Annotated in this window: 27 protein-coding genes; 9 read left to right on the top strand and 18 right to left on the bottom strand. The window is 67.4% G+C overall.

The genetic code is table 11. The annotated features are described in order from the left end of the window. The first annotated feature begins 39 nt into the window (after positions 1 to 39). The 9 genes from ACZ47F_RS09595 to ACZ47F_RS09555 are packed head-to-tail and all read left to right on the top strand — an operon-like array spanning position 40 to position 8,308. Positions 40 to 807, top strand: coding sequence for a sulfite exporter TauE/SafE family protein (locus tag ACZ47F_RS09595; protein ID WP_464924496.1), 768 nt, complete (start codon positions 40 to 42; stop codon positions 805 to 807). A gap of 10 nt (positions 808 to 817) precedes the next feature. Then, complete coding sequence (locus tag ACZ47F_RS09590; protein ID WP_464924495.1) at positions 818 to 2,524, top strand: nitrite/sulfite reductase; 1,707 nt, start codon at positions 818 to 820, stop codon at positions 2,522 to 2,524. After that, entirely contained in the window at positions 2,521 to 3,027 is a 507-nt protein-coding gene (locus ACZ47F_RS09585; protein ID WP_464924494.1) for a DUF934 domain-containing protein, read from the top strand. The genes ACZ47F_RS09590 and ACZ47F_RS09585 overlap by 4 nt, the downstream gene beginning before the upstream one ends. Next, positions 3,024 to 3,815: a phosphoadenylyl-sulfate reductase gene (locus ACZ47F_RS09580; protein WP_464924493.1), complete on the top strand. Its 792-nt coding sequence runs from the start codon at positions 3,024 to 3,026 to the stop codon at positions 3,813 to 3,815. Before ACZ47F_RS09585 ends, ACZ47F_RS09580 begins: the two co-directional genes overlap by 4 nt. Further along, positions 3,812 to 4,771, top strand: a complete 960-nt coding sequence (gene cysD, locus ACZ47F_RS09575; protein WP_464924492.1) for a sulfate adenylyltransferase subunit CysD — start codon at positions 3,812 to 3,814, stop codon at positions 4,769 to 4,771. The genes ACZ47F_RS09580 and cysD overlap by 4 nt, the downstream gene beginning before the upstream one ends. Next, the gene (locus ACZ47F_RS09570) at positions 4,771 to 6,075 is read left to right on the top strand and encodes a sulfate adenylyltransferase subunit 1 (protein WP_464924491.1); all 1,305 of its coding nucleotides are present in this window, start codon (positions 4,771 to 4,773) and stop codon (positions 6,073 to 6,075) included. Before cysD ends, ACZ47F_RS09570 begins: the two co-directional genes overlap by 1 nt. After that, on the top strand, positions 6,075 to 6,839 hold the full coding sequence (cobA, locus tag ACZ47F_RS09565) for a uroporphyrinogen-III C-methyltransferase (RefSeq protein ID WP_464924490.1): 765 nt from the start codon (positions 6,075 to 6,077) through the stop codon (positions 6,837 to 6,839). The genes ACZ47F_RS09570 and cobA overlap by 1 nt, the downstream gene beginning before the upstream one ends. 9 nt (positions 6,840 to 6,848) lie before the next feature. Beyond that, the gene (gene fdxA, locus ACZ47F_RS09560; RefSeq protein WP_464924489.1) at positions 6,849 to 7,172 is read left to right on the top strand and encodes a ferredoxin FdxA; all 324 of its coding nucleotides are present in this window, start codon (positions 6,849 to 6,851) and stop codon (positions 7,170 to 7,172) included. A 32-nt stretch (positions 7,173 to 7,204) separates the two neighbouring features. Further along, on the top strand, positions 7,205 to 8,308 hold the full coding sequence (locus ACZ47F_RS09555; RefSeq protein WP_464924488.1) for an NAD(P)/FAD-dependent oxidoreductase: 1,104 nt from the start codon (positions 7,205 to 7,207) through the stop codon (positions 8,306 to 8,308). A 267-nt stretch (positions 8,309 to 8,575) separates the two neighbouring features. On the opposite strand, the gene hypE is transcribed toward ACZ47F_RS09555, so the two are convergent. The 18 genes from hypE to ACZ47F_RS09465 are packed head-to-tail and all read right to left on the bottom strand — an operon-like array spanning position 8,576 to position 24,928. Continuing rightward, positions 8,576 to 9,643 carry a hydrogenase expression/formation protein HypE gene (gene hypE / locus ACZ47F_RS09550; protein WP_464924487.1) on the bottom strand — a complete coding sequence of 356 codons (1,068 nt, stop codon included), beginning with the start codon at positions 9,641 to 9,643 and terminating at the stop codon, positions 8,576 to 8,578. Beyond that, positions 9,640 to 10,803, bottom strand: coding sequence for a hydrogenase formation protein HypD (gene hypD, locus ACZ47F_RS09545; protein WP_464924486.1), 1,164 nt, complete (start codon positions 10,801 to 10,803; stop codon positions 9,640 to 9,642). The genes hypE and hypD overlap by 4 nt, the downstream gene beginning before the upstream one ends. Continuing rightward, positions 10,790 to 11,485 carry a D-sedoheptulose-7-phosphate isomerase gene (locus tag ACZ47F_RS09540; protein WP_464924485.1) on the bottom strand — a complete coding sequence of 232 codons (696 nt, stop codon included), beginning with the start codon at positions 11,483 to 11,485 and terminating at the stop codon, positions 10,790 to 10,792. The genes hypD and ACZ47F_RS09540 overlap by 14 nt, the downstream gene beginning before the upstream one ends. A 3-nt stretch (positions 11,486 to 11,488) precedes the next feature. After that, a complete protein-coding gene (locus ACZ47F_RS09535) occupies positions 11,489 to 11,770 on the bottom strand; it encodes a HypC/HybG/HupF family hydrogenase formation chaperone (RefSeq protein WP_464924484.1) in 282 nt (93 codons plus the stop codon). Position 11,771: 1 nt separating this feature from the next. Then, entirely contained in the window at positions 11,772 to 14,135 is a 2,364-nt protein-coding gene (hypF, locus tag ACZ47F_RS09530; RefSeq protein ID WP_464924483.1) for a carbamoyltransferase HypF, read from the bottom strand. Positions 14,136 to 14,140: 5 nt separating this feature from the next. Then, positions 14,141 to 15,580: a nickel-dependent hydrogenase large subunit gene (locus ACZ47F_RS09525; RefSeq protein WP_464924482.1), complete on the bottom strand. Its 1,440-nt coding sequence runs from the start codon at positions 15,578 to 15,580 to the stop codon at positions 14,141 to 14,143. A gap of 57 nt (positions 15,581 to 15,637) precedes the next feature. Further along, entirely contained in the window at positions 15,638 to 16,639 is a 1,002-nt protein-coding gene (locus ACZ47F_RS09520; RefSeq protein WP_464924481.1) for an NADH-quinone oxidoreductase subunit B family protein, read from the bottom strand. Then, complete coding sequence (locus ACZ47F_RS09515; RefSeq protein ID WP_464924480.1) at positions 16,632 to 17,996, bottom strand: PAS domain-containing sensor histidine kinase; 1,365 nt, start codon at positions 17,994 to 17,996, stop codon at positions 16,632 to 16,634. The genes ACZ47F_RS09520 and ACZ47F_RS09515 overlap by 8 nt, the downstream gene beginning before the upstream one ends. Beyond that, a complete protein-coding gene (locus ACZ47F_RS09510; RefSeq protein ID WP_464924479.1) occupies positions 17,989 to 19,476 on the bottom strand; it encodes a sigma-54-dependent transcriptional regulator in 1,488 nt (495 codons plus the stop codon). Before ACZ47F_RS09510 ends, ACZ47F_RS09515 begins: the two co-directional genes overlap by 8 nt. Continuing rightward, on the bottom strand, positions 19,473 to 20,426 hold the full coding sequence (gene hypB, locus ACZ47F_RS09505) for a hydrogenase nickel incorporation protein HypB (RefSeq protein ID WP_464924478.1): 954 nt from the start codon (positions 20,424 to 20,426) through the stop codon (positions 19,473 to 19,475). Before hypB ends, ACZ47F_RS09510 begins: the two co-directional genes overlap by 4 nt. A 1-nt stretch (position 20,427) precedes the next feature. Next, entirely contained in the window at positions 20,428 to 20,769 is a 342-nt protein-coding gene (gene hypA, locus ACZ47F_RS09500) for a hydrogenase maturation nickel metallochaperone HypA (RefSeq protein WP_464924477.1), read from the bottom strand. Then, positions 20,762 to 21,862, bottom strand: coding sequence for a nickel-dependent hydrogenase large subunit (locus ACZ47F_RS09495; RefSeq protein ID WP_464924476.1), 1,101 nt, complete (start codon positions 21,860 to 21,862; stop codon positions 20,762 to 20,764). Before ACZ47F_RS09495 ends, hypA begins: the two co-directional genes overlap by 8 nt. Before the next feature lie 8 nt (positions 21,863 to 21,870). Then, a complete protein-coding gene (hybE, locus tag ACZ47F_RS09490) occupies positions 21,871 to 22,398 on the bottom strand; it encodes a [NiFe]-hydrogenase assembly chaperone HybE (protein WP_464924475.1) in 528 nt (175 codons plus the stop codon). Next, entirely contained in the window at positions 22,395 to 22,616 is a 222-nt protein-coding gene (locus ACZ47F_RS09485) for a rubredoxin (protein WP_464924474.1), read from the bottom strand. The genes hybE and ACZ47F_RS09485 overlap by 4 nt, the downstream gene beginning before the upstream one ends. Then, on the bottom strand, positions 22,613 to 23,473 hold the full coding sequence (locus ACZ47F_RS09480; RefSeq protein ID WP_464924473.1) for a hydrogenase expression/formation protein: 861 nt from the start codon (positions 23,471 to 23,473) through the stop codon (positions 22,613 to 22,615). The genes ACZ47F_RS09485 and ACZ47F_RS09480 overlap by 4 nt, the downstream gene beginning before the upstream one ends. Before the next feature lie 10 nt (positions 23,474 to 23,483). Continuing rightward, entirely contained in the window at positions 23,484 to 23,894 is a 411-nt protein-coding gene (locus tag ACZ47F_RS09475) for a hydrogenase-1 expression HyaE (RefSeq protein ID WP_464924472.1), read from the bottom strand. Between the two features lie 12 nt (positions 23,895 to 23,906). Further along, a complete protein-coding gene (locus tag ACZ47F_RS09470) occupies positions 23,907 to 24,224 on the bottom strand; it encodes a HypC/HybG/HupF family hydrogenase formation chaperone (protein WP_464924471.1) in 318 nt (105 codons plus the stop codon). Between the two features lie 2 nt (positions 24,225 to 24,226). Further along, positions 24,227 to 24,928 (bottom strand): HyaD/HybD family hydrogenase maturation endopeptidase, encoded by a 702-nt coding sequence (locus ACZ47F_RS09465; protein WP_464924470.1) that lies wholly within the window; start codon positions 24,926 to 24,928, stop codon positions 24,227 to 24,229. Between the last annotated feature and the right edge of the window lie 217 nt (positions 24,929 to 25,145).

Genomic DNA, 25,145 nt, shown 5'->3' with positions numbered 1-25,145 from the left:
CCTAGCATCTTCCGACATCCGCATCCTTCTGTCGTTATCATGCAAAGTTACGCAAGTTTGTACGGTCTGGTCGCCGGTGTTCTAATCGGTTGTACCGGAGTCGGAGCCGGTGCCTTGATGACCCCGCTTCTGCTGGGTGTGTTCGGCCTGGACCTTCCAGTGGCCGTGGGTACCGACCTTTGGTTTGCCGGCTTAACGAAGCTGTCGGGTGCCGTGGCGCACGCCCGCCAAGGACACGTCGATCGTCGCACTGTCTGCCTGCTGCTGGCCGGAAGTCTTCCCGCCTCAGTCACAGTTCTAGCGCTGATGCATGCCGGCATCCTTGGCAAAGCCGGCCACAGCGTGGTCACGGTCGCGCTGGGCACGGCGTTGCTACTCACCGCGCTGGCTGTGGCATCTCGCAGCGTCTGGCAGCCCACGGCACTGGCCATCCACCGCCGCCTTCCCGCATCAAGCATTCCCGTGTTGTCGGTTGCCGTGGGGGCCCTGCTCGGGATTCTGGTCACGCTAACCTCGGTCGGCGCAGGAGCGATCGGCGCGACCCTGATTCTCTTGCTGAATCCTGGGCTAACCACGCAACGCCTAGTCGGCACAGACATCGCACACGCGGTGCCACTGACGCTGCTTGCTGGAATCGGCTATGCCGCGCTCGGCTGGGTCGACTGGGCGCTAGTGGCGGCACTGCTGGCCGGCTCGGTGCCTGGAATTTGGCTCGGTGCGCGTCTCGCACAGCGCCTTCCCGAGGGGCTCGTGCGCGCCATGCTGTCCGTCACGCTGGCCGCTGCCGGACTCAAACTCATCGCCTGAGGTTCTGGCCATGTACCGCTATACCGAATTCGATCGCCGCTTCGTGCACGCGCGCGCCGCACAATATCGCGACCAGTTGCAGCGTTATCTCGACGGCTCGCTGGGCGAAGACGAGTTCAAGGCGCTGCGCCTGCAAAACGGCTGGTACACCCAGCGCCACGCGCCGATGGCGCGCATCGCCATCCCGTATGGCGCCCTCTCAAGCCGCCAGTTGCGTGCGCTGGCCGACATTGCCGACGAGTTCGACCGAGGTTATGGCCACTTCACCACACGGCAGAACATCCAGTTCAACTGGATCCCCTTGGCACATAGCGCTGACGTGATGGACCGGCTGGCCGACGTGAACATGCACGGCATCCAGACCAGCGGCAACTGCATCCGCAACATCACCGCCGACTCGCTAGCTGGAATCGCGCGCGACGAGATTGTCGATCCACGGCCTTTCTGCGAAATCCTGCGGCAGTGGAGCAGCCTGCACCCCGAATTCAGCTTCCTGCCGCGCAAGTTCAAGATCGCGCTCAACGGTGCCCGCGAGGATCGTGCCGCGCTGGGCTGGTACGACATCGGTCTGCAGATGGTGGACGACGACGGTCAGCTCGGCTTCCGCGTGCTGGTGGGCGGCGGCATGGGTCGCACCCCGATGATTGGTAGCGTCATCCGCGAGTTCCTGCCGTGGCGTCAGCTGCTGGTCTACGTAGAGGCCATCCTGCGCGTCTACAACCGTTGGGGCCGCCGCGACAACATCTGGAAGGCGCGGATCAAGATCCTGGTGCGTGCGCTGGGCGCCGAGCGCTTTGCGGACGAGGTCGAACGCGAGTTCGCCGCGATCCTCGCCGACGACCTGGGCGGCAACGCGCATCTGCTCACCGATGACGAGCTACGCCGGGTGACCGGCCATTTCGTGCAGCCCGAAGGCGTGCAGCCGAGGCAGGAGCCCGCCCCGCCGGAAGATGGCGCCCCGCCCGCATACGTGCGCTGGCTGGAGCGCAACGTCCACGCTCACCGTGTCGCCGGCTACCGCGCTGTGACCCTTTCGCTCAAGCGTCCTGGCCAGGCGCCCGGCGACGCCACCTCCGAACAGATGCGCGCCGCCGCCGATCTGGCTGAGCGCTACAGCGTAGGCGAGATCCGGGTGACCCACGAGCAGAATCTGCTGCTGCCCTGGGTACGCGCCGACGAACTACCCGATCTGTGGCGCGGCGCGAAGGCGTCGCGCTTCGCCACGCCCAACATCGGCCTACTCACCGACATCATCTCTTGCCCGGGCGGCGACTTCTGCTCGCTGGCCAACGCGCGGTCGATTCCCATCGCGCAGGCGGTGATGGATCGCTTCGCCGACCTCGACGAACTGTTCGACATCGGTGACATTCGTCTCAACATCAGCGGTTGCATGAACTCCTGCGGCCATCACCATGCCGGGCACATCGGCATCCTCGGCGTCGACAAGGACGGTTCCGAGTGGTACCAGGTGACGGTCGGCGGCTCGGACGGGTCGGACGCGAGCGGTCCCGCATCGCCCGGATGGATCGTCGGTCCATCGTTTTCCGCCGAGGAAGTACCCGACGTGGTCGAGACGCTGATCGAGGCCTACCTGCGTGAGCGCCTGCCGGGCGAACGCTTCGTCGACGCTGTGCGCCGGCTGGGCGTCGCGCCCTTCAAGGCAGCGGCAGACTCGGCGCGGCACGATGCGGTCATCGCTTCGGAGGTCGCGGCATGATCCGTTTCGTCGACCCCGTCTCGGACCGGTGGGCGATTGCCGCCGCCGGCGACGCGCCCGCCCCCTTCCAGCTGCTGTCGCCAACGCAATGGGACTCCGCCCGTGGCACCCGACCCGCGGACCAACCGACCGGGATCGTGCTGCCCAACGACCACGAGGTGCAGACGCTGCGCGACGACCTAGCGCGTTTTGCGCTGATCGTCCTGCAGTTTCCCAAATGGACTGACGGCCGCGCGTACAGCCAGGCGCGGTTGCTGCGTGCCCGCCTGCGTTACGCGGGCGAGATCCGCGCCGTCGGACAGGTGCTGGTCGACATGATGCTGCCGCTGGTCCGGACCGGATTCAGTTCGGCGGTGCTACGCGAGGATCAGGATGAGCAGGACGCGCGGCGGGCATTGTCATTCTTCGACGGGCTGCTGCCGACGCGCGGTGGCGCCGAGGTGATGTTTTACCAGGGCGACGTGCGCGATCCACGCCCGCTCTTCTTGCGGGAAGCGGCATGAACGTAGCGGTTCCAGTCGTGGCGCTGGGCGCCGTTTCTCAGCACGCGCGGCCGAGCGCACAATTCAACGCTCGCGTCGCTGCGGCGATCGACCTGCTGCACGACGCGGCGGCGCAGTGGCCTGGCGCGGTGGTCCAGGCGAGCAGTCTCGGCGTCGAGGACATGGTGCTGACCGACCTGATCGTGCGCCATGGCCTGCCGATCGCGGTGGCCACCCTAGACACCGGACGGCTGCACGCCGAAACGCTCGAACTGATCGAACGGGTACGGCGGCATTACGGCCTCGCCATCGAAGTCTGGCAGCCCGACGCCGCCGCAGTGCAGGCCTTCGTCGCCGCGCGCGGCCCGAATGCGATGTACGCTAGCGTCGAACTGCGCCACGCCTGCTGCGCACTGCGCAAGCTCGAGCCGCTGCAGCGCATGTTGCACGGACGGTCTGCCTGGATCGCCGGTCTACGCCGCGAGCAGTCGGCGCAGCGCAGCAGCTTGGCGGCGCACGAGCGCGACAACGCCGGCCGGACGAAGGTCAGTCCGCTGATCGACTGGACGCTTGGTGACGTCTGGCATTACGTGCGGCTGCACGGCGTTCCCTACAACCCGCTGCACGACCGCCAGTTCCCAAGCATTGGCTGCGAGCCCTGCACTCGAGCGGTGGCGCCGGGCGAGGATTTCCGCGCCGGCCGCTGGTGGTGGGAGAACGAGGCGCCGAAGGAATGCGGCCTGCATTTCGCACCAACCAGCGAATGTGCCCTGCAAGACACCAATTCCGCATCGACCACGCAATCATGAACGCTGCCCTCGACATCGAACGCCTGCTGCCCCGCATCGACCACGGCCACCTCGACGCGCTCGAGGAGGAGGCGATCTTCGTGCTGCGCGAAGTCGCCGGGGCCTTCGAGCGCCCGGCGCTGCTGTTCTCCGGCGGCAAGGACTCGTGCGTGGTGCTGCGGCTGGCGCACAAGGCCTTCGGACACCGCGGCCCCGACGGCGGTTACCGCGGACGGATGCCGCTGCCGCTGCTGCACGTCGATACCGGCCACAATTTTCCCGAGGTGATCGCCTTCCGCGATGCGCTGGTAGCCACCAGCGGCGATGCGCTGATCGTTGCCCATCTGGACGATTCGATCCGGCGCGGTTCGGTGCGGTTGGCGCACCAACTCGAATCGCGCAACCCGCACCAGAGCGTCGCGCTGCTCGAAGCCGTCGAGCGCCACCGCTTCGACTGCCTGGTAGGCGGCGCGCGGCGCGACGAGGAGAAGGCGCGGGCCAAGGAGCGTATCTTCAGCCACCGCGACAGCTTCGGGCAGTGGCAGCCCAAGGAGCAGCGCCCCGAGTTGTGGTCGCTGTTCAACACCCGGATCCGCCCGGGCGAGCATTTCCGCGCCTTCCCGATCAGCAACTGGACCGAGCTCGACGTCTGGCTCTATATCGCGCGCGAGGCGATCACGCTGCCACCGATTTATTACCGCCATCCGCGCCAGGTGGTGCGGCGCAAGGGGCTGCTGGTACCGGTGACTGAGGTCACGCCGCCGCGGCCGGGCGAGGTGGTCGAGACCGTCGACGTGCGTTTTCGCACCGTCGGCGATATGACTTGCACCTGCCCGGTCGAAAGCACTGCCTGCAACGCGGCGGAAGTGGTGGCCGAGACGCTGACCGCCACGCTCAGCGAGCGCGGCGCCACTCGCATGGACGACCGCGCCTCGGACAGCGCAATGGAGCGGCGCAAGAAGGAAGGATATTTCTGATGGACAGGCAACACGACATCGACGGCGAGGCCCGCCACAAGGCCTTGCGTTTCTTCACGGCGGGCAGCGTCGACGACGGCAAGAGCACGCTGATCGGTCGCTTCCTGTTCGACAGCCGGGCGATTCTCGCCGACCAGCTCGACGCGTTGCAGCGCCACGCGGTCGCCGGCACCATCGACCTGTCGCGGCTGACCGATGGTCTGGAGGCGGAGCGCGAGCAGGGGATCACCATCGACGTCGCCTACCGCTACTTCGCGACGCCGCGGCGCAAGTTCATCATCGCCGATGCTCCCGGACACGAACAGTACACCCGCAACATGGTGACCGCCGCCGCCGGCAGCGACGCCGCGGTGGTGCTGGTCGACATCACCAAGCTCGACCTGTTAGCCCAGCGCGTGCGGCTGCTGCCGCAGACTCGGCGGCACAGCCTGCTGGCGCAGCTGCTGCGGGTGCCGTCGATCGTGTTCGCGGTGAACAAGCTCGACGCCGTGGCTGATCCGCAGTCCGCGTTCGAGGCGGTGCGCGCGGCGCTGCTCGAATTCGCCGACGGCGCCGGCATCCGCCCAGCGGGGATCGTGCCGGTCTCGGCGCTGCGCGGCGACAACGTCGCGGTCGCATCGGCCGAATGGCTGTGGTACGACGGTGCGCCGCTGCTTGAACTGCTGGAAGATCTGCCGGCGGTTGAGGAGGCGTGGGAGGGTGCGCTGCTGCTACCGGTGCAATACGTCGCGCGTGAAGGCGATGGCACCGGCCATCAGCCGCGCACCTTCTGGGGGCGCATTGCTCGCGGCATGGTGCGCGCCGGCGACGTGGTGCAGGTGCATCCAAGCGGACAGACCGCGACCGTGGTCAAGGTCTGGCACGCCGGCCGGGCGGTCGAGCGCTGCGTCGCCGGCCAGTCCGCTGGACTGGTGCTCGACCGGCAGCTCGACGTGTCGCGCGGCGATTGGATCGGTGCGGCGGAGTCGCCGGAATTCGCCGGCGCCGCGCGGTCGTTTGGCGCGACGCTGGCCTGGCTCGACACCGAACAGGCGATCGTCGGACGCAAATACTGGCTGCGCCACGGTCATCGCTGGATCGCGGCGCGCATCGCGTCGATCGATGGACGGCTGGACATCCATACCCTCGACCAGGTCGAGGCGACGGCGCTCTGCGTCAACGACATCGGCCGGGTACGGTTCGAGGCGCAGGACCTGCTGCCGCTGGCGCCTTACACCGACAACCGCGTGGCCGGCGCGATGATCGTGGTCGATCCGGCGAGCCATCATACCAGCGGCGCGGTGCTGGTCGAGCAGGTGCGGTGATGGGACGAGTTGCATTCATCGGCGCCGGTCCGGGCGCAGCCGATTTGATCACCCTGCGCGGCGCCCGACTGCTGGCACAGGCCGACGTCGTGCTGGTCGACGCGCTGGTCGATCCATCGCTGCGCGATTTGGCCCCGGACGCACGCTGGATCGACGTGGGCAAGCGTGGCTTTCGCTGCAGCGCGGCGCAGGACATGATCAACGCGCTGCTGGTGCGCCAAGCGCAGACCAGCACCCTGGTCGTGCGCCTCAAGGGCGGCGATCCAAGCATTTTCGGCCGGCTGGAGGAGGAACTGGAGGCACTGGCCAAGGCCGGGATCGCCGCCGAAGTCGTCCCAGGAGTCACCGCGGCGCTCGCCGCTGCGGCCGACACCGGGCGGCCGCTGACCCGGCGTGGCCGCGGCCGCAGCGTCAGCCTGGCGACGGCAATGACCCGCGACGGCACACTGCATGCCAGCCGCAGCGCCGACACCGAGGTGTTCTACATGGCCGGTCGGCAGTTAGGCGCGCTCGGGCGCCGGTTGGCCGCGGCGGGATGGACCGGGGAGACGCCGGTCAGCGTGGTGTCACGCGCCGGCTGTGCCGACCGACTGCACAGCGAACACCGGCTAGCCGATCTGGCGCAAGCGGCGATACTACACAATGGCAGGCCGACGGTGGTCGTGGTGGGCGCTGGCGCGAATCCAGTGTGCACAGTGGAAACTGACAATTATTTACCCCAGACTGGCTCGCCAACCAAGTCCCGAACAGCGTTTCATCTCTGAGAATGCATCATGACCTTTGTCGTGACCGAAAACTGCATTAAGTGCAAGTTCACCGACTGTGTGGACGTCTGCCCGGTGGACTGCTTCCGCGAAGGCCCCAACTTCCTGGCGATCGATCCAGACGAATGCATCGACTGTGCCGTATGCGTGCCCGAGTGTCCGGCCAACGCCATCTTCGCCGAGGAAGACGTCCCTGGCGACCAGCAGGCATTCATTGCCCTCAACGCCGAACTGTCGCGCCGCTGGCCCAGCATCACCAAGCGCAAGCCCGCCCCACCGGACGGCGAAGAATGGAATGGCAAACCCGGCAAGCTGCAGTTTCTCGTGCGCTAAACATCCGAATTCCGACCGCCACATCATCCCTCATGGAAATACACATCAGTCCGGCCATCGCCAATGCGGCCATGGCCAGCACCCCGCCGATCGAGACCGATTCCGTCATTATTGGCGCCGGTCCCGTGGGTTTGTTTCAGGTTTTCGAACTCGGCCTGCTCGATATCAAGGCCCACGTCATCGACAGCCTGCCGCACCTGGGCGGCCAGTGCGTGGAGCTCTATCCGGACAAGCCCATCTACGACATTCCGGCCGTGCCCATGTGCACCGGCCAGGAACTTACCGACAACCTGCTCAAACAGATCGAGCCGTTCAAGCCCACCTTCCATCTGGGGCAGGACGTGACGGAGCTGCAGCGCCAGGACGACGGGCGCTTCATCGTGCGCACCTCCAAGGACACCACCTTGCTTACCAAGACGGTGTTCATCGCCGCCGGCGTGGGCTCGTTCCAGCCGCGCACCCTCAAAGTGGAGGGGCTGGACGCCTTCGAGGGCACGCAGTTGTTCTACCGCGTGAAGAACCCCGCGGTCTTCGCCGGCAAAAATCTCGTGGTGGTCGGCGGCGGCGACTCGGCGCTGGATTGGGCGCTGCACTTCGCCCAGGATGACGCGCACCGCGCCGAAAGCGTCATCCTCGTGCACCGGCGCGACGGCTTTCGCGCCGCGCCGGCCTCGGTGGCCAAGATGCACGCCCTATGCGAGCAGCACGCAATGCAGTTCGTCGTCGGTCAGATCACGGGGTTCGAGGCCGACGGCGATGGCCGCCTGTCGCAGGTCAAGCTCACCGGCAACGACGGCATCACCCGGCGCCTGCCGCTGGACATGCTGCTGGTGTTCTTCGGCCTGTCTCCCAAGCTCGGCCCCATCGCCCACTGGGGCCTGGACCTGGAGCGCAAGCAGATCCTGGTCGACACGGAGAAGTTCCAAACCAACATCCCGGGCATTTTCGCCGTGGGCGACATCAACACCTACCCGGGCAAGAAAAAACTCATCCTCTCGGGCTTCCACGAAGCCGCGCTGGCAGCCTTCGGCGCTGCCCACACTATCTTCCCGGATAAGAAAATCCACCTCCAGTACACCACCACCAGCCCCAAACTGCATCGGGTCCTCGGCGTCGAAACTCCGGTCTTCGATTGAAGCAGGAGCCGATGGCCAGGACGCGTTGGCCGGGTGAAATTCAAGGCTAGGTACGCGCGCTCATGCCGAGCGAGCAGTTTCGCGCGATGAGACAACAGTGATGTGTGCCGACGCAGATTTATATGCGTCCAGCAAACCCGTCTTGACGCGGGTTGGCGGGAGGTTCAGGCGGTGGCTGCGAGCGGCGACGGCGGCGTGTTGGCCACCGCCCAGCGGTGCGACAGCAATTCGTGCTGGCGGGGCTGTTTGGCCAGGTCGGCAGTAGAGTTAACAGATCCGCGGCAGCTGATCGCCGAAGAGCATGTCCACTATGCGGTCGCCGCCGAAATGCGTCGCCAGCAGCACCGTGCCTTGCGGCGCCGCGTCGACCCGGCCGATGACGCGGCTGTCGCGTCCGGCCGGGTTGGCGTGCATTGCCGCGAGCACCGCGTCGGCATGTTCCGGGGCGACGATGGCGACGATCTTGCCCTCGTTCGCGAGATGCAGCGGATCCAGGCCTAGGATCTCGCAGACGCCGCGCACCGACTCGCGGACCGGCAGAGCATCCTCGTCCAGCCGGATGGCACAGCGGCTGGCCTGGGCGAATTCGTTGAGCACCGTGGCGACCCCTCCGCGAGTGGCGTCGCGCATGCAGCGCAGGTCGGGGCAGGCGGCGAGCATGTCGGCGATCAGCCCGGCCAGCGGCTGGCAGTCGGATTCCACGCCGCTGTCCAGCGCCAGTTCGCCGCGGGCGTCGACCACCGCGGCGCCGTGGTCGCCGATGTAGCCGTTGATCAGCACCAGATCGCCCGCGCGGGCGCGGTCGGCGCGGATGTCCACCCCGTGGGGGATGACGCCGATGCCAGCTGTGTTGATGAACAGCTTGTCCGCACCGCCGCGCGGCACCACCTTGGTGTCGCCGGTCACGATGCGCACGCCCGCGGCTTGCGCCGTGGCCTGCATCGATTCGGCGATCCGGCGCAGTTCCGCAATCGGCAGGCCTTCCTCGATGATCATGCCGCAGGTCAGGTACAGCGGTCTTGCACCGCTGACGGCCAGGTCGTTGACGGTGCCGGCGACGGCGAGCTTGCCGATGTCGCCGCCGGGGAAGAACAGCGGGGTGATGACGTAGGAGTCGGTGGTCATCGCCAGCCGGCCGCCGTGCGCGGAGAGTGCCGCTAGGTCGATCCGCGCCTGGTCTTCGAGCGGGGCCAGCAGCGGGTTGTCGAAGGTGCGCACGAACACGTCGTCGATCAGGTCGCGCATCGCCCGGCCGCCGCTGCCGTGCGACAGGGTGATCCGATCGCCGGAGAAGGTGCCGCTGCGTCGGAGGGTTGTGGATTCGAGGGCGTTCATTCCGTGGCCTCCAGGCGGGCGGCCAGCCGCGTGTCGAGCTGCACCCGGCGGGTCCGGTGGCCGGCGTTGTAGTAAGCGGCACAGGCGCCCTCGGACGACACCATTAGCGCGCCCAGCGGTGCCTCGGGGGTGCAGGGATTGCCGTAGACCTTGCATTCCCAGGGCCGGATGGTGCCCTTGAGCACCTCGCCGCACTGGCACGACTTGGGATCGGCGATGCGCAGGTTGGGCACCGCGAAGCGGCGTTCCGCGTCGAACGCCGCGTAGCGCTCGCGCATGCGCACGCCCGAGTGGTCGATCGATCCCAGCCCGCGCCATTCGAAGAACTCGCGCAGCTCGAACACGTTGGCGATGGCCTGCAGCCCGGGCGGGTTGCCGTCGGCGGGCACGACGCGGGCATACTGGTTCTCGACCTCGCAGCGGCCTTCGGCCATCTGGCGGATGAGCATCCACAGCGACTGCAGGATGTCCAACGGCTCGAATCCGGTGATCACGATCGGGCGGCGGTAGTCGCGGGCGACGAACGCGAACGGCGCCTCGCCGACCACCATGCTGACATGTCCGGGAGCGAGGAAGCCGTCGATCTGCATGTCGGGCGAATCGAGGATGGCCTTGATCGTCGGCACCGTGGTGATGTGGTTGCAGAATAGCGAGAAGTTGCGGATGTCCTCGCGCTCAGCCTGCAACACGGTGAGTGCGGTGCTGGGCATGGTGGTCTCGAACCCCAGGGCGAAGAACACCACCTCGCGGTCCGGGTTGCGGCGGGCGAGGTCCAGCGCGTCCAGCGGGGAATAGACCATGCGCACGTCGGCGCCGTCGGCCTTGGCCTGTAGCAGGCTCTTCTGTGAGCCGGGCACGCGCATGGCGTCGCCGAAGGTGGTGAAGATCACCTCTGGGCGCTGGGCGATGGCGATGCAGTCGTCCACCCGCCCCATCGGTAGCACGCACACCGGGCATCCGGGACCGTGGACCATCTCGATGCGCTCGGGTAGCATCTGCTCGATGCCGTAGCGGAAGATGGTGTGGGTGTGCCCGCCGCAGAACTCCATGATCTGCAGCGGCCGGCCTCGTGCCGCGGGAATGCGTTCGAGCAGCGCCTCGATCTGCCGCACCAGCGCGCGGGCCTTATCGGGGTCGCGGAATTCGTCAACGTATTGCATGGCCGTTGTCCTTGGTGGCACCCCGCCGGTCGGCCAGCAGGGTGTGGGTCAGGTCCCAGAGGATGTGATAGAGCGACACGTGCACCTCCTGCACGCGATGGATCGAGTCGGTGTCTACCACCAGGCAGTGGTCGAGCAGTCCGCTACGACGCATCGCGCCGCCGTCGCCGCCGGCGAACCCGATGGTGCGCAGCCCAAGCTCGCGCGCCTTGGCGAACGCCTGCATGAGGTTGTCGGAGTTGCCGCTGGTGGAAAAGCCGGCCAGGCCGTCGCCGGCGCGGGCGTGCGCTTCGATCTGGCGGGCGAACACGTGCCGCACGCCCACGTCGTTGCTTACGGCGGAGAACATGGCCATGTCCATCACCAGGTTCATCGCCGGCAGCGACGGGCGGCCCGCGGTGACAGGATGCTGGAATTCGACGCAGAAGTGCGCGGCGTCGCAGCTCGAGCCACCGTTGCCCATCGCGAACATCCGTCCGCCGCCTGCGTAGACGTCGGCCAGCGTGCGGGCGCAGGCGACCACGTCCTCGGCGTGCTCGCGGTAGAAGCGCTCCTTCGCGGCCAGACTGTCGGCACTCTTGCGGCGTACGGATTCAAGCAGCGCTAACTGCTCCTGCGCCGCGTCCTTGGGATGGCCGTGAAGGAAGGGATAAAGGCCTTCGAGGGGCGACGGGGTGGACATTTCTTAGGCTCCAGCGGTCCGGCGCATGGCGTCGACCTCGGCGTCCATCTCGCCCAGTTCGGCGAGCAGATCCAGCGTCTTGCGCGCCTCGTCGGCGTCGATGCGGCTCATCGCGAAGCCGACGTGCACTAGTACCCAGTCGCCGACGCAGCCGGCGACCGGATGGTCGGCGTCGACCACACAGGCGATGTTGACCTGGCGCCGCACGCCCGAGATCTCGACGGTCGCCAGGCATGCTCCGGCGTCGACGATCTCGACGATGCGGCCGGGAATTCCGAGACACATGTCAGTTGCTCCGATCGGGTTGAAGGGCGCAGGCGGCGGCGATCACCGCCTGTCCGAGGGCCAGGCCGCCGTCGTTGGCCGGGACGCGGCGGTGCATCCACACCGGTAGGCCGATGTGGCGCAGGCGGTCGGCCAGCATCCGGCTGAACAGCGCGTTCTGGAACACGCCGCCCGACAGCGCGATCGCGGCGAACGGCGCGCCAGCGGCGGCGCTGGCGACCGCTTCGGCCCAGGCGGCCGCCAGACCGGCAAACACGCGGCGTGCCACATCGGCGGGCGCCGCCCCGTGCTGCAGGTCGGCAAGCAGTGCGGGCCACAGCGGGGCCGGGTCGACGCGCAGCAGCCCGTCGACCGGCGCCAAGGCGAAGGGGTAGGCGCCGTCGTCGCGGCCGGTCGTGGCCAGCGCTTCGAGCGCCATCGCCGCCTGGCCCTCGAAGGTTTGCGCCTCGGCATGCAGGCCGAGCGCCGCGGCGACCGCGTCGAGCAGCCGGCCGGTGGACGATGCCGGCGGCGCGTGCAGGCCGGTGGCGATCATGCGCGACAGCGTGTCGAGCGGTCGGGATCGCAGCTGCCGCACCGCCGGCAGGTCGGCGTGGCGGGCGAGTAGCGCGGCGGCGTCGGGCAAGGCGAGCAGCTGCGCGGCGAGGTTGCGCCAGGGCTGACGGCTGGCCGCATCGCCGCCGGGCAGCGCGGTCGGGCGCAGGCTGGCCAGCCTGCGGTAGGTGGCGTAGTCGGCGCACAGCAGTTCGCCGCCCCAGAACGTACCGTCGTCGCCTAGGCCTAGGCCGTCGAGGGCGAGGCCCAGCACCGGTCCGCCGCCCAGCGGATGGCCGTGGTCGGCCATGCAGGCGGCGACGTGGGCGTGGTGGTGCTGCACCTCGGCGAGAGGCAGACCGGCCTGCTCGGCCAGCGCGCGGCCGTGCCGCGTCGCGTGGTAGCCCGGGTGCCGGTCCACCGCGACGATCTGTGGGCGATGGGCGAACAGCGCCGACAACCGCTCCAGCCCGCGTTGCGCGTCGGCCGCGGTCAGCGCCCCGCCGAGATCGCCGGCATGTGGCGACAGAATAGCGCGGCCGCCACCGAGCAGGCAGGCGGTGTTCTTGAGATCGGCTCCCAGCGCAGTGACGGTCGGGGCGTCACCGAAGCCGTCGGGCAGCGGCAGCGCACCCGGAGCGTAGCCGCGACTGCGGCGCAGCGGCTGCAGGCCGTCGCCGACGCGGCGCAGCACCGAGTCGTCGAGGCGGTTGACGATGGGGCGGTCGTGCAGCAGGAAGGCGTCCGCGATGCCGCCGAGGCGGTCGAGCGCCTCGGCGTTGTCGACGCAAGGCGGTTCGCCCGACGCGTTGCCAGAGGTGAACACCAGCGGGGTATCGAAACCGGCGAGCAGCAGGTGGTGCAGCGGGCTCATTGGCAGCATGAAGCCGAGCAGGCCGGTGTCCGGCGCGACCGCCGCCGGCAGCGATTGGGGGCCGGTGGCGTCGAGCAGCACTACCGGGGCGGCCGGGCCGGCCAGTGCCTGCGCCTCGTCGGGACCGACCGCGGCGTAGAGGCGCACCACGTCGAGATCGCGCGCCATTAGCGCGAGCGGCTTGTGCGGGCGCCGCTTACGCGCGCGCAGCGCGGCGACGGCGTCGAGTCGGGTCGCATCGACCACAAGGTGGAAGCTGCCGATGCCCTTGACGGCGAGGATGTGTCCAGCGCGTAGCAGCTCGGCGGCAGTAGCAATGGGGTCGCCTGCGATGGGCTCGCCACTTTGCTCCAGCCAGAGGGTCGGGCCGCAGTCTGGGCAGGCGATGGGCTGGGCATGGAAGCGCCGGTCGGCCGGGTCAGCGTACTCGGCGGCGCAGCGCGGGCACATCGCGAATGCGGCCATCGCGGTGCTGGCGCGATCGTAGGGCACGGCGCATACGATGGAAAAGCGCGGACCGCAATGGGTGCAGTTGGCGAAGGCGTGTCGCCAGCGGCGGGCGCCGGGGTCGCGCACTTCGGCTAGGCAGTCGAGGCAGGTGGCAGCGTCGGGCACCACCTCGGTGGCGGCGCGGCCGGCGGTGCTGGCAGCGATGGTGAAGCTCGCCGGCGGGTCGCCGCACGGCAGCGGCACGATGTCGATGGCGTCGATGCGCGCCAGCGGCGGGCACTGCGCGCGCAGCCGGTCCGCCAGTGCGGCGAGCGCGTCGGCCGTGCCCCAGGCCGCGATGTGCACGCCGTCGGCGTCGTTGCGCACGCTGCCGACTAGACCGAGTTCGTGCGCCAGGCGCCACACCATCGGCCGGAACCCCACACCCTGGACCACGCCGCGCACCCGCAGCAGCCGGCCGCTGCGGGTGCGCGGCGTGGCGGTGACGTGGCGTTCGGCGGCACCCATGGTGTTCAGTGCACGGTGCAGACCATGCACGGATCGAAGGAGCGCACCACGTGCTGCACTGCCGCGCTGGCGGCACCGTCGTCGCCCACCGGCGTGCCGACGAGGGCCGCCTCCAGTGCACCCGGGGTGCCCGCGGCGTCGCGCGGCGAGAAGTTCCAGGTGGTCGGCGCAATGATCTGGTAGTTAAGGATGCGGCCCTTGCGGATGCGCAGCCAGTGGCCGAGACTGCCGCGGGCAGCTTCGACCAGACCGACGCCGTCAGCCTCCTCCGGCACCTCGGTCTGGTTGCAGAACGGCGCACCGGGCTGCAGCGCGGCGATCCAGTGCTCCATTGCCGGCACCACGCGCGCTAGTTCCAGCAGCCGGGCGACGACGCGGGCGAGCACGCTGCCGCCGCCCGCGGCGAGGTCGCGGGCGAGCGGATGGCCATCGACCACCTGACGGGCCAGCGCGCCGGTTTCCATCACCTCGCCGTCGAGGCGCGGCGCCTTGCACCAGGTGTAGCCGGCAGGGTTGTCGGCGGCCGGAAGGGTGCATCCGTGTAAAGGATGCATCGGCCCCGGCTGGCCCTGCAGCCGGGCGTGCGAGATATCCTCGGTAATTCGGGCGGCGTCGAAGGGGCGCGGCCCGCCATCCCAGACCCCGCGGGCGAACAGCGGGGCACCGTGCAGTGCGTACGCGCCGTAGCTGAGGAAGCGGCCGCCGCCGCGGCCGAGCGCGTCGAGCTGCAGCTCGGCTGCGATCTGGAGGAAGCGGCCGAAGTCACCGCGCGGATGGCCCTCGGCCCAGCGCTGCAGCGCCGCGGCCGAGTCGAGCGCGGCGACCTGCTCCAGCCGGTCGTCGAACAGGGTCGATTCGAGAAAACGGCGGAACATGGCGACGATGCCGCGCAGTTGCGCCTTCTCCTGCGGCTCGATAGCCCGGGTGGTGCCGCCCGGCTGCAGCGCCAGGCTGTGCGGCCATTTGCCGGCGAGGATGCCGGTGAGGTGCAGGAAGGCCGCGCGTGCCGGCAGCATGTCGCGCGCGGCGGTGCCGGTCTGCGCCTTGAAGCGCGCCGCGACGGTGTCAAATCGGGGCCGGGCGGCGTAGTCCGCGCGGGCGAAGTCCGGCATGAAGAACAGGTAGAAGTGGGTGAGGTGGTCGGTCAAATTCTCGCAAGCCAGCACTAGGTTGGCCGCCAGCGCGCCATTGTCGGTCTCGGTCGTGCCGGCGGCGTCGCGCAACGCCGCGGCGGCGGCCATCGACTGCGACACCGAGCAGATGCCGCAGATGCGCGGCGTGTACACCAGCGCGTCGCGCGGATCCTTGCCGTGCAGGATCTGCTCGAAGCCGCGGTACAGCGGCGAGTTGACCCAGGCCGCGGCCACGCGGCCGTCGGCGATCTCCACCTGCACCTCGAGGTCGCCCTCGACGCGGTTGAACGGACCGTAGATGCGCCGGCTCATGCGTGGTGTCCCCGGCGCGCATCGGCGCACGACATCGGGCGGGCGATGGCGGTCATGTCACTTGCTCCGCCGCACCGACGGCCGCATCGCGATGTGGTCTGCCACCGCGTTGCGGCGCAGGCGCTCGGGCGTGGCGGCCTTTGCCAGCGAGGCGAGCGCGACGAACCAGGCCTTGGGCATGTCGCTGGGAAGACCGACCGGGATGCCGCCGATCTTGCGCGTCTCGGTGAAGGGGCGCCCAGGCTCCTCGAATCCCGGCGCGGTACAGTTGATACAGGCATAGCCGCCCTTGAGGCAGGAGCCGCCGCCATTCCAGGGGCGCAGGTTGCAGTCCGCCCGCGCCTGGGTTCCGAGGCAGCCCATGTGCTCCATCATGCAACCCTGGTCGGAGGGTTTTTCGGCGCTGGCCTTGAACTCGTAGAACTCGTTGCGCGCGCAGCCGTGATGCACCAGATGGTCGGTGTAGCTGCGGGGTCGGGCGAGTTCGTCAAGCGCGGCCTGGCCCAGTTCCCCATGGGTGAGCTGTGCCAGGGTGTCGGTCACCCAACCGGGATGCACAGGACAGCCGGCGATATTGATCACTGGCAGGCCGCCTGGAGAGGTCCACGATGCGGGCAACAAGGCGCCGCTTCGGGTTCCGTCGTACTGCAGGCCGGTAGCCTCAGGCGTATTGTCCCCCGCAGCGGTGATGCCGCCGAAGGCCGCACAGCTGCCGATGGCCACGGTGTAGTGGGCTTTGGCTGCGAGGTCGATCAGCCAGTCGCGTGCCGGGCGGCCGGTGCCGGCGAGCATGTGGAACCGGCCGCTGCCGCCGGGTCCGTGCATCACCGCGCCTTCGAGGCAGAGGATGTCCAACCGCTGCGTACCATCCACCACGGCCTGCAGCAGTGCGATCAGTTCGCCGTTGCTGGCCTCGCTGAGCGAGGGGTGCCAGAGCAGATCGATGCCCGCAAGGTCAAATGCAGTGTAGAGGTCCGGCCCTTCTGCGTTGAGCAGCGACATGCTGCAGCCGCCGCAGCCGCCGGATTGCAACCAAAGCAGACTCAGGCGGTCAGCCATGCACGGCCTCCATCGGCAGTTCCAGGGTGAATTCGGCGCCGCCGTCCGGGTGGTTGCGCACCGAGAAGGCGCCGGCGCACTGGTCGGTGGCCAGACCGTAGCTGATGTACAGGCCCAGCCCGGTACCCTTGCCCACCGGCTTGGTGGTGAAGAACGGATCGAACACCCGCAGCAGGTTGTCCTCGGAGATGCCACTGCCGTGGTCGCGCACCTGGACGCGGGCGTGGCCGTCCGTAGCCGAGACGCGCAGGTCCAGTCGGGGTTGGTCCATGCCGTTCATGGCGTCGAATGCGTTTTGGATCAGGTTGATTAGGATCTGCTGCACATAGCCCTCGCTGTTGTGCACGGGGAGCTCGGCGGGCATGTCGAGGCGAATCTGCGCCTGCTGGCGGACGGCCTTGCTGACCCAGGCCAGACTGGACTCGACGAGGCGGCAGAGGTCGAAGGTGCTGCGCTTCTGGCGCTGCGGGGTGGCGAAGTGACGCAGGTTCTGAACGATATTGCTCACCCGCTCCGCGCCTTCGAGCGAGCCGGCAATTAGCGGCCCGAGATCCTTGAGGATGCGGTCGATACGGTTGTTCTTGCGCGCTTGTTCCAGGATGTCGGGCGGGGCGCCGCGTTCCACCAGGTTCAGGTAGTCCTGCAGCCGCTCGCCGTAGCGCTGCAGGGTGTGCATGTTGCCGAATACGAAGCTGATCGGATTGTTCAGTTCGTGGGCGACGCCGGCGACCAGCCGGCCTAGCGAAGCCATCTTCTCCGACTGTACAAGGTGTTGCTGCGCGGTTTTGAGCTGCTTGTGGGTTTCCTGTAGATCACGGTAGGCGCGCCGCAGTTCGCCAAGCGGGCGGCCGGTGACCACCATGCCCGATAGCGTCCCCTCGTTGTCATAGCGGGGGCTACAGTTCACCGCCAGTGGCACGGCCTCGCCGTTGGCTGCAATGATCTCGATTTCGCAATCGAAGATGCCGCCGGTGCGGATGTGGTGGGGGAAGTTGGCGATCATCGGCGCGGCGGACGGCGCGAACAGCGCCGACAATTCGGTACCGACGAGTTCCGCCTCGCTGCGGCCGAGCAGGTTGACCATCGCTTTGTTCGCCCGCTGAATGCGGCCCTGCACGTTCGCAACAACCAGCACGTCCGACATGGATGACAGCACGCTGTCGATGAAGCGTTGCGCCTCTTCTAGCGCGGCGTTCTTCTCTTCCAGGTCCACCTGGTAGCGCACCAGATCGGCGTAAATCTCGTCCATGCGGTGGATGACCTCGATCCACGCGTCTTCGCTCATGCTAAGCGGCGTGGCGGGTCCCGGTGGTGCCGCCGCTTCGGCGCGCAGATCAAGGTAGCGAAGATCAGCCATGGTCGACCCACTCCTCGATCTGTTCGATCTTCTCCAGGCCGTAGCGCTCAAGCTTGCTGCGCAGGCCAACGCGCGACAGGCCCAGTTCCTGCGCCGCGCGGGTCTTGTTCCAGCGGTGGCGGATCAGCGTTTCCTTGACGATGCGCGCCTCGAGCGACTCCATCCGCTCCTTGAGCGAGCCTTCGCTGCCGGCGAGCAGATCGAGCGCCTCGGCCGCCTCCTCGGTGGTGCCGCGCAGGATGTGCGGCGAGATCAGTTCAGCACCGAGCAGGTCGCCGGGCGCGAGCACCAGCATGCGTTTGATCTCGTTCTGCAGTTCGCGCACATTCCCGGGCCAGTCGTAGGCCTGCAGGCAGGCCAGGGCTTCATGCGTGATGCCGCGTACTGTCTTTCCCAGGGTGCGCATGGCCTCTTGCAACAGCGACTGCGCCAGCACCGGGATATCGGTGCGGCGCTCGCGCAGCGGCGGAATGGTGATGCTGAATGTGGCCAGCCGGAAGAACAGATCCTGCCGAAAGCGGCCCGACCGCACCTCCTCCTTGAGGTCACGGTGCGTGGCGGCCAGCACCCGCACGTCGACCGAGCGGCGCGTGTTGCTGCCCAGCGGGCGAATCTCGCCTTCCTGCAGCACTCGCAGCAGCTTGACCTGGAATGCCGGCGAGATGTCGCCCACTTCGTCAAGGAAGATCGTGCCGCCGTTGGCGCGCTCGAACAACCCGACGCGGTCTTCCACCGCGCCGGTGAAGGCACCGCGTTTGTGACCGAAGAGTTCACTTTCGAGCAGGTCGTCGGGCAGCGCACCGCAGTTCTCGGCGACGAAGGGCTTGTCGCGGCGCAGGCTGTTGTAGTGCAGCGCGCGGGCGAACAGCTCCTTGCCGGTTCCCGACTCACCGCACACCAGCACGTTGACGTCGTAGGCCGACACGGTGCGCACCATGTCGCACAAGGCGTTGAGCGGGCTGTCGGCGGCGCGCACGATGCCCTGGTCCCAGTCGAAGCGGGCCTGAAGCACGCGGCGCTTGTGCTGCAGGCTGTCGGTCAACGTCGCCGGCTTGAGCTTGAGCTCGATCGCGAGCTGCTCGTTCTCGCGCTGCAGGCGGAACAGTTCCACCGCGTTGTGCAATTTGAGCAAAAGGTCCGAGGGTGTCCACGGCTTGCTAATGAACTGGTAGATGCCGGCTTCGTTGATCGCCTCGATGATGTCTTCCGAATCGGTGTAGCCGGAGATGATCATGCGGATCACCTCCGGCCACTGCTGCCGCACCCGGGAGAGGAACTCCACCCCTGTGGTCTCGGGCAGGCGCTGATCGCACAGGATGACCTGGATCCACTCCTTTTCCAGCAGCACTTGCGCCTCCGCGGCGCAGGTTGCGCTCAGCACATCGAAGTCGTCATCCAGCACGCGCGACAGCGCCTCGACCGAGCGCACTTCGTCATCGACGACCAGGATGGTGGGCTTGGTGGCCATGGGCCGGTTCATGCGGTGGGTGTGTCGGCACGCAGAGGCAATGGACGGCCGATCAGGCGGGTACGGCGCGACAAGCGCAGCCATTCGTACCATGTGTCCAGCCCCTCGCCGTTACGTGCCGAGACTAGCAGGATCTGCAGATCAGGGTTAATTCGCAAGGCCGCGTCGATGCAGCGATCGACGTCGAAATCCAGGTGGGGGAGAAGGTCGATCTTGTTGATCAGCATGACGTTAGCGGCGTGGAACATGTCTGGGTATTTCAGCGGCTTATCCTCACCCTCGGTCACCGAAAGGATGGCCACCTTGTGCGCCTCGCCAAGGTCGAATGCGGCTGGACAGACTAAGTTGCCTACATTCTCAATGAATAGTACCGATCCCTGCTGCGGGTCGAGTTCGGAGATGGCGCGGCCGACCATGTGCGCATCCAGGTGGCAGCCCTTGCCAGTATTGACCTGCACGCTGGGCACACCGGTCGCGCGGATGCGGTCAGCGTCGAGCGAAGTTTCCTGATCACCCTCAATCACCGCGAGACCGAACTCGCCGCGCAAGTCGGTGAGGGTGCGGGTAAGCAGCGTGGTCTTCCCTGCCCCAGGGCTGGAGACGAGATTTAGAGCGAAGATGCCGCGTTGCTGGAACAACCGCCGGTTGTCGCGAGCGTAGCTGTCGTTCTTACTCAGAATGTCCTGCTCGATTTGCACCATGCGCGATTGACTCAGCCCCGGCGCATGGGCGCGAGCGGGGCCGTTGCCGTAGTGGTGGTTGGCTCCGCCCGCCATCCCCTTGACCGCGTGGGCGTGGTCGTGATGGTCGTGGGTATGATCGTGCGGATGGTCATGATTGTGATCGTGGCCATGGCCGTCGTGACTGTGATGATGGTTGGTGTGGTGCACAGCACTGGTGCCAGCGAGCGCCTGACCGCTAACCCGGGCTTCGCCCTCGGAACAACCGCAAACGGTACACATATCAGTCGACCTCCAGTTCTTTGATGCGCATCACGTCGCCATCCTCGACCACCACCTGGTGGTTGCCGCAGAGCGGACAGGGATCGGCGTGTTGGGTGACCTCCACCCGCGTGGCGCAGGACATGCACCAAGCTTGCGCGGGTGACGTGTGAATGTCCAGCGCGGCACCTTGCGCCACGCTATGCACGGCGACCACGTCGAAGCAGAATCGCAGCGCGCCCACGTCCACCGGCGATAGCGCGCCGATATCAAGCACCACGCGCCGCACCTTGTTGAACTGCTGAACACGAGCCTGATCTTCGATGATCTGCACGATGCTTTCGCACAGCGACATTTCATGCATGGGCGGGCTCCGGCATGACGAGATGCAGGGTAACCTGCACGCAGGGATCGACGGCTTGGAGAACCAGTCGCGCCTGCCTGCGCGTGGTCGCTGGGGTGCCATGGCCGATACCGGCGAGCAGCTGCGCGGCCAGTCCGCGCGGGTGTGCATTCCATTCTGTAGGAGCCAGGATACGGTAGCGCGCGATGCGCTCCTGCGCGTCCAGCTCGACATAGTGGAAGAGCCTACCGCGGGCGCTGTCGACCCAGCCCAGGCCAGCTGCTTCGGAAGGGTGAGGAGCGGCATCATCGCCCTGTTTGAGGTCGGTGAGCACGATGCAAAGATCCACTAGCCGCGCTGCTAGGCGGCCAAGCAGGCCGTGGAGGGCGACGGCTCGCACCAGCGGGTGGTCGCGGCGCCGGGCGGCAGGGCCCGTTTCCAGGCAGACACCGGCATGGGTGGGTTGGCTGACGAACTGCAAGGATGCGTCGGCAATGATCGCTGTGCGAAGACTGTCGGGCGGCATCGATTCGAGCGTCGGCAACTCAATGGTGGGCAGGGTTGTCGCGCAGTCATACAGGGCATTGAGCCACCGGGGCGCGGCAGCCTTGGTGGTCACCCGCGCCCAGTGGCGTAGAGCGTCGATATTGTCGTATGCCAGAAATTCGGCAGGCGGCACCCCTAGGGTGCGGTGATTCACCCAGTCGACTAACGCGTCAAGGGCTGTAGGGTGTGCCGCAGCGGCATCTGTGCGGCAGACGATCTGGCGGAGGTCGTCGAGATTAGGCAGGGCGTCGCATAGAGCGGGCCAGTCTCGGTGGATCTGCAGCAGGTGCTCTCGCACGGTTTCGAACTGTACGCGGCGGTGCAGTGCATGGCGTTGCGCGGGATCCGCTGGCGGTAGCGCTTCGCGCAGGGCGTCGCGTGACGCCGCGAGTTGCGCGTGGCCGCACAGGTTGAACAGCAAGGGCAGCAGTTGCATGGCCTGCGTGGCTGTACGACCTTCGAACAGGCGCATGGCCTGCACTGGGCGCTGGTTATCGATGCGGACGGCGCGGCCGCTGGAGTCTGGTGCTCCGATGTGTATATGCAGGTGTTGCTGCGCGGCGTGCATGGCGATGCCTAACCAGCGGAACTTGGGAACAAGAAGCTGCGGCGCGAGACATTGCTGGCGTCGACTGCTCCATTGGGCAATACCGAGGCTGACTCGGCAACTGCTTGGAGATGTGTCGCGGCTGTAGGGTCGAACAACAGGTCGAGGGCAGCATGGGCGGCTGTGACGGCTTCATCTTGGCTGGCAAACTCGTCCATCGGCGAGTAGAGTGAGCCGCTGAGGTGGTGGCCGATCTGCGGCAGGTGAGCGGCCAGCAGGTCGTAGCGGCCAGCGGGCAGGTCTAAGGTGCGCACCGTTCCAGTGGGAACCGGTGGTAAGGCACACCCTCCGGGCATGGGCAGAGCGAGCAGGTTCATGCACCAAGGGGTAACGAGCACACCGACGCACAGACCGCTCCAAGGGCGAAGGCCCACTGCCTCGACCTGTAGGGCGGAGTTGACGATAGGCAGACCACGCATGCGGGTGTGTTGGATTTGGGTGTAAGCCTGTACCAGCGTTTGCCCGATCGTGGCGAGGTCCTCAGCGGGTGCCTTCATGACTCGTCCTGCAACACCATGAAGTGCATAGCGTCGCCATCGCACTCGGGGCAGCGCCAATGCGGCGGCAGTCGGCTGAACGGGGTGCCCGGCGGAACCTGCCACACTGGGTCACCGATGGCGGGGTCGTACACGTACCAGCAGATGCGGCATTCCAGCCGCGCGTCGTCGCGCAGGCGGGAGGCGTCGCCCAGGTAGGAGCCTTCGAAGGTGTTCATCGGAACAGGGCGAGGATCTCGCGCAGACGGTCGGCGGTGTCGGCGAAGTCCTCGGGCGCGGCCAACGCGACTTGAGGCACGTCGACGACTTCGATGGTGTTGAGGATCAGCGCGTCCTGCGAGTTGAAGTATTTGACCCACCAGACGTTGGGCATGCGGGTTGCGCCGATACGGCAGTTTCCGTATCCGCGCGAGAGGATCGTGGCCGAACCAACGCCGAGTTCACTACCAAGGTAAATGAGGTCTTCGCGAGTCAGTGGCAGCAGGGTGAGGTTAATGACGTGGGCTGGGTTGCCTGGTGCCCAAGTGCATATCTTGTTGGCAATCTCGGCCAGCAGCGCCGGCGCGTTCTGTACTCCTGGAATGGGTGCACCGGGTTGCAGGGTGGTGCCGAGCGCGTCACCGAAGCTACTGCTGCGCACTGCTTGAGGGACGTCGCCAACTTCTATGTGGTCGTCAAGTATGGTCTGCGCGGCGTCTACCTGACGCACGCGCCAGATGCCGGTGAGCACCGATTCCTGCGCCAGGATGACGCCGCCGGGCAGGTCGATGGTGATGCTCACCTCGCCTTCGCCGAGGATCTGGTTCACGCAGGCGAGGTCGTGAACGTCCAGCCGGGAGAGGCTATGGACGATCGCGTCCTCTTCGCCCGGGACGTAGGCGCCGACGGTGACCAGCAGGTCCTCGAGCAGGTCGCGCACGCGGTGGCGCCTGCGCAGGTCGTCCGGATCGGGCAGGGAGATGGCGTCGTGCGTGTACATCTCCTTGGGCATGGCCATGTACTCGAGGGTGTCGTCCTCCTCCGGCTGGCTGCCGGGGCCGAGGGCGACGATGGGGATGTCGATGGGCTTGCGCATGGTGTCGGTCTTAGGCGGGAAGGATGGGAATGCGCGGCGCGGGCGGCCGCACCGGGCCAGCGTCGAGGAAGCCCTGGATCTGCGCTAGGTAATCGGCCCAGTCGCGGATCCGGGAGATGGCGCCGAGGTACTGGTCCTTGCGCAGGAACACGAGCGCAGGCCAGATCTCGAAGCCGTAGATCGCCTGCAGTGCGCGTTCATCCTCACGGGCGACCACCGCCGGACGCAGGCGGCCGTCGAAGTGGCGGACCAGTTCGGGAAGTACCACCGCGATGTCGTTGGCCTCGGGGGTGGTGGCCGGGTCGCCAGTGAAGAACAGCACTGTGTTCTCGGCCGAGTGCAGCACGGCGTCGAGCGTGCGGGCGGTGACGCGCGGGTAGCCGAGCGCATCGGTCAGTCGATCGATCAGCGCGGAAGACATTGAGGGCTCCTTTCAGGGCAGCGCGGCGGGGTGGCGCAGGTGGGTGGGGAGTTCGGGCTCGCGGTCGACGAGGTCGGCGAACAGGCGGTCGACGTCGGCGGTCTCGCCGCGCATCACGCAGTCGAGCGCGGCCAGCGCGTCGCTGATGCGCTGCGCCTCGTCGGGGTCGAGCACGTTGCGGGCGTGGCCGAGGAAGACCAGCACCCAGGTGTCGGCCGACTGCGGGCCGACCAGCGACATGTCAACGACCTGCTGCGCGCCGTCGGTGCCGGCGCACAGGGCTGAGAAGTCGTGCATCTCGAGGATGCGCATTGGGCGGCCGATGCACATGGTCAGAGGGGGCGGCGGCTGTCAACGTTGACGCTCAGGTGCTGCCAGGCGTCGGGCAGGGGCTTGGGATCGAAGCGCACTGCCGGGTCGGCCAGCACCCGCGGATCGCCCTGTCGGGGCGCAGCTTCGGGGGCGGGTCGGCCGCGTTCGTACGGGGTTAACTCCAGCGCGGCTGGGGAAAGGCGCTCGTCGTTGCTCAGCGGGATGTCGCGCCGGGTGGCGACGACACCTAGGCCTTCCAGCCAGCTCAGACCGGCGGCTATGGCTGGCTCGATCTGGGCGCGTACCGGCGGTGTCAGACTCCCGCCGAAATCTTCCAGAGATTGCGGCTGCACCCCCACCAATGCGAGGTTCCGTGGCATGCCGCCGAGTAGTTCAGCCGTCATCAGCACTTCCTGGAAGCCGGTCTGGTGCAGGCTCATCTTCTTCGCGCCCATGAACCGCGGCACGTCGCGGCCGACCACGCAGTGCAGCGTCCCGGGCGGCAAGCCGTAGTCGACGGCGTCGAACACCAGCAGGATGTCGGCATCCTGCACGTGGTGGAGGAGGTAGAGTCCCTGGGTGCCACCATCCATCAGCCGGACGTTACCGCCGAAGGCGTGGGTGCGGTGCAGCGTCTCGACAGCGCGCACGCCGAAGCCTTCGTCGGCCCAGAGCAGATTGCCGATACCGAGAATGAGTACGGACGGCGGGTCGTCCAGCATGGGGGTCTCCTTCTGTTGTCGTTCCGCAGCCAAGGGGCGGTAGCCTGACTGGCATTGGATATTTTGGAATGTACTCAGCAAATACGATGCCAGCCCCACGTGACCGCACTAAGTGCATGATTACTTTGGAAATGGACGCGCGGCTTCCAGTTCTTTGACGCAAAAATGAAAACGAGGTTTGCAGGTTGGCGTAGAAAGTGAAAAGTAACATTCCTGT

The sequence above is a fragment of the Thiomonas islandica genome (assembly GCF_055383445.1).
This window is presented reverse-complemented; position numbering and strand designations above follow the sequence as displayed.

Coding starts and splice junctions, on each gene's coding strand:
- hybE (WP_464924475.1), bottom strand. CDS start 22,398: ATGAAGGCACCCGCTGAGGACCTCGCCACGATCGGGCAAACGCTGGTA.
- ACZ47F_RS09590 (WP_464924495.1), top strand. CDS start 818: ATGTACCGCTATACCGAATTCGATCGCCGCTTCGTGCACGCGCGCGCC.
- ACZ47F_RS09525 (WP_464924482.1), bottom strand. CDS start 15,580: ATGAGCCGGCGCATCTACGGTCCGTTCAACCGCGTCGAGGGCGACCTC.
- ACZ47F_RS09580 (WP_464924493.1), top strand. CDS start 3,024: ATGAACGTAGCGGTTCCAGTCGTGGCGCTGGGCGCCGTTTCTCAGCAC.
- ACZ47F_RS09480 (WP_464924473.1), bottom strand. CDS start 23,473: ATGCGCAAGCCCATCGACATCCCCATCGTCGCCCTCGGCCCCGGCAGC.
- ACZ47F_RS09495 (WP_464924476.1), bottom strand. CDS start 21,862: ATGCACGCCGCGCAGCAACACCTGCATATACACATCGGAGCACCAGAC.
- ACZ47F_RS09585 (WP_464924494.1), top strand. CDS start 2,521: ATGATCCGTTTCGTCGACCCCGTCTCGGACCGGTGGGCGATTGCCGCC.
- ACZ47F_RS09595 (WP_464924496.1), top strand. CDS start 40: ATGCAAAGTTACGCAAGTTTGTACGGTCTGGTCGCCGGTGTTCTAATC.
- hypB (WP_464924478.1), bottom strand. CDS start 20,426: ATGTGTACCGTTTGCGGTTGTTCCGAGGGCGAAGCCCGGGTTAGCGGT.
- ACZ47F_RS09510 (WP_464924479.1), bottom strand. CDS start 19,476: ATGAACCGGCCCATGGCCACCAAGCCCACCATCCTGGTCGTCGATGAC.
- cobA (WP_464924490.1), top strand. CDS start 6,075: ATGGGACGAGTTGCATTCATCGGCGCCGGTCCGGGCGCAGCCGATTTG.
- ACZ47F_RS09470 (WP_464924471.1), bottom strand. CDS start 24,224: ATGTGCATCGGCCGCCCAATGCGCATCCTCGAGATGCACGACTTCTCA.
- ACZ47F_RS09465 (WP_464924470.1), bottom strand. CDS start 24,928: ATGCTGGACGACCCGCCGTCCGTACTCATTCTCGGTATCGGCAATCTG.
- ACZ47F_RS09520 (WP_464924481.1), bottom strand. CDS start 16,639: ATGGCTGACCGCCTGAGTCTGCTTTGGTTGCAATCCGGCGGCTGCGGC.
- ACZ47F_RS09515 (WP_464924480.1), bottom strand. CDS start 17,996: ATGGCTGATCTTCGCTACCTTGATCTGCGCGCCGAAGCGGCGGCACCA.
- hypA (WP_464924477.1), bottom strand. CDS start 20,769: ATGCATGAAATGTCGCTGTGCGAAAGCATCGTGCAGATCATCGAAGAT.
- ACZ47F_RS09555 (WP_464924488.1), top strand. CDS start 7,205: ATGGAAATACACATCAGTCCGGCCATCGCCAATGCGGCCATGGCCAGC.
- ACZ47F_RS09570 (WP_464924491.1), top strand. CDS start 4,771: ATGGACAGGCAACACGACATCGACGGCGAGGCCCGCCACAAGGCCTTG.
- hypE (WP_464924487.1), bottom strand. CDS start 9,643: ATGAACGCCCTCGAATCCACAACCCTCCGACGCAGCGGCACCTTCTCC.
- ACZ47F_RS09485 (WP_464924474.1), bottom strand. CDS start 22,616: ATGAACACCTTCGAAGGCTCCTACCTGGGCGACGCCTCCCGCCTGCGC.
- fdxA (WP_464924489.1), top strand. CDS start 6,849: ATGACCTTTGTCGTGACCGAAAACTGCATTAAGTGCAAGTTCACCGAC.
- ACZ47F_RS09475 (WP_464924472.1), bottom strand. CDS start 23,894: ATGTCTTCCGCGCTGATCGATCGACTGACCGATGCGCTCGGCTACCCG.
- hypD (WP_464924486.1), bottom strand. CDS start 10,803: ATGCAATACGTTGACGAATTCCGCGACCCCGATAAGGCCCGCGCGCTG.
- ACZ47F_RS09535 (WP_464924484.1), bottom strand. CDS start 11,770: ATGTGTCTCGGAATTCCCGGCCGCATCGTCGAGATCGTCGACGCCGGA.
- hypF (WP_464924483.1), bottom strand. CDS start 14,135: ATGGGTGCCGCCGAACGCCACGTCACCGCCACGCCGCGCACCCGCAGC.
- cysD (WP_464924492.1), top strand. CDS start 3,812: ATGAACGCTGCCCTCGACATCGAACGCCTGCTGCCCCGCATCGACCAC.
- ACZ47F_RS09540 (WP_464924485.1), bottom strand. CDS start 11,485: ATGTCCACCCCGTCGCCCCTCGAAGGCCTTTATCCCTTCCTTCACGGC.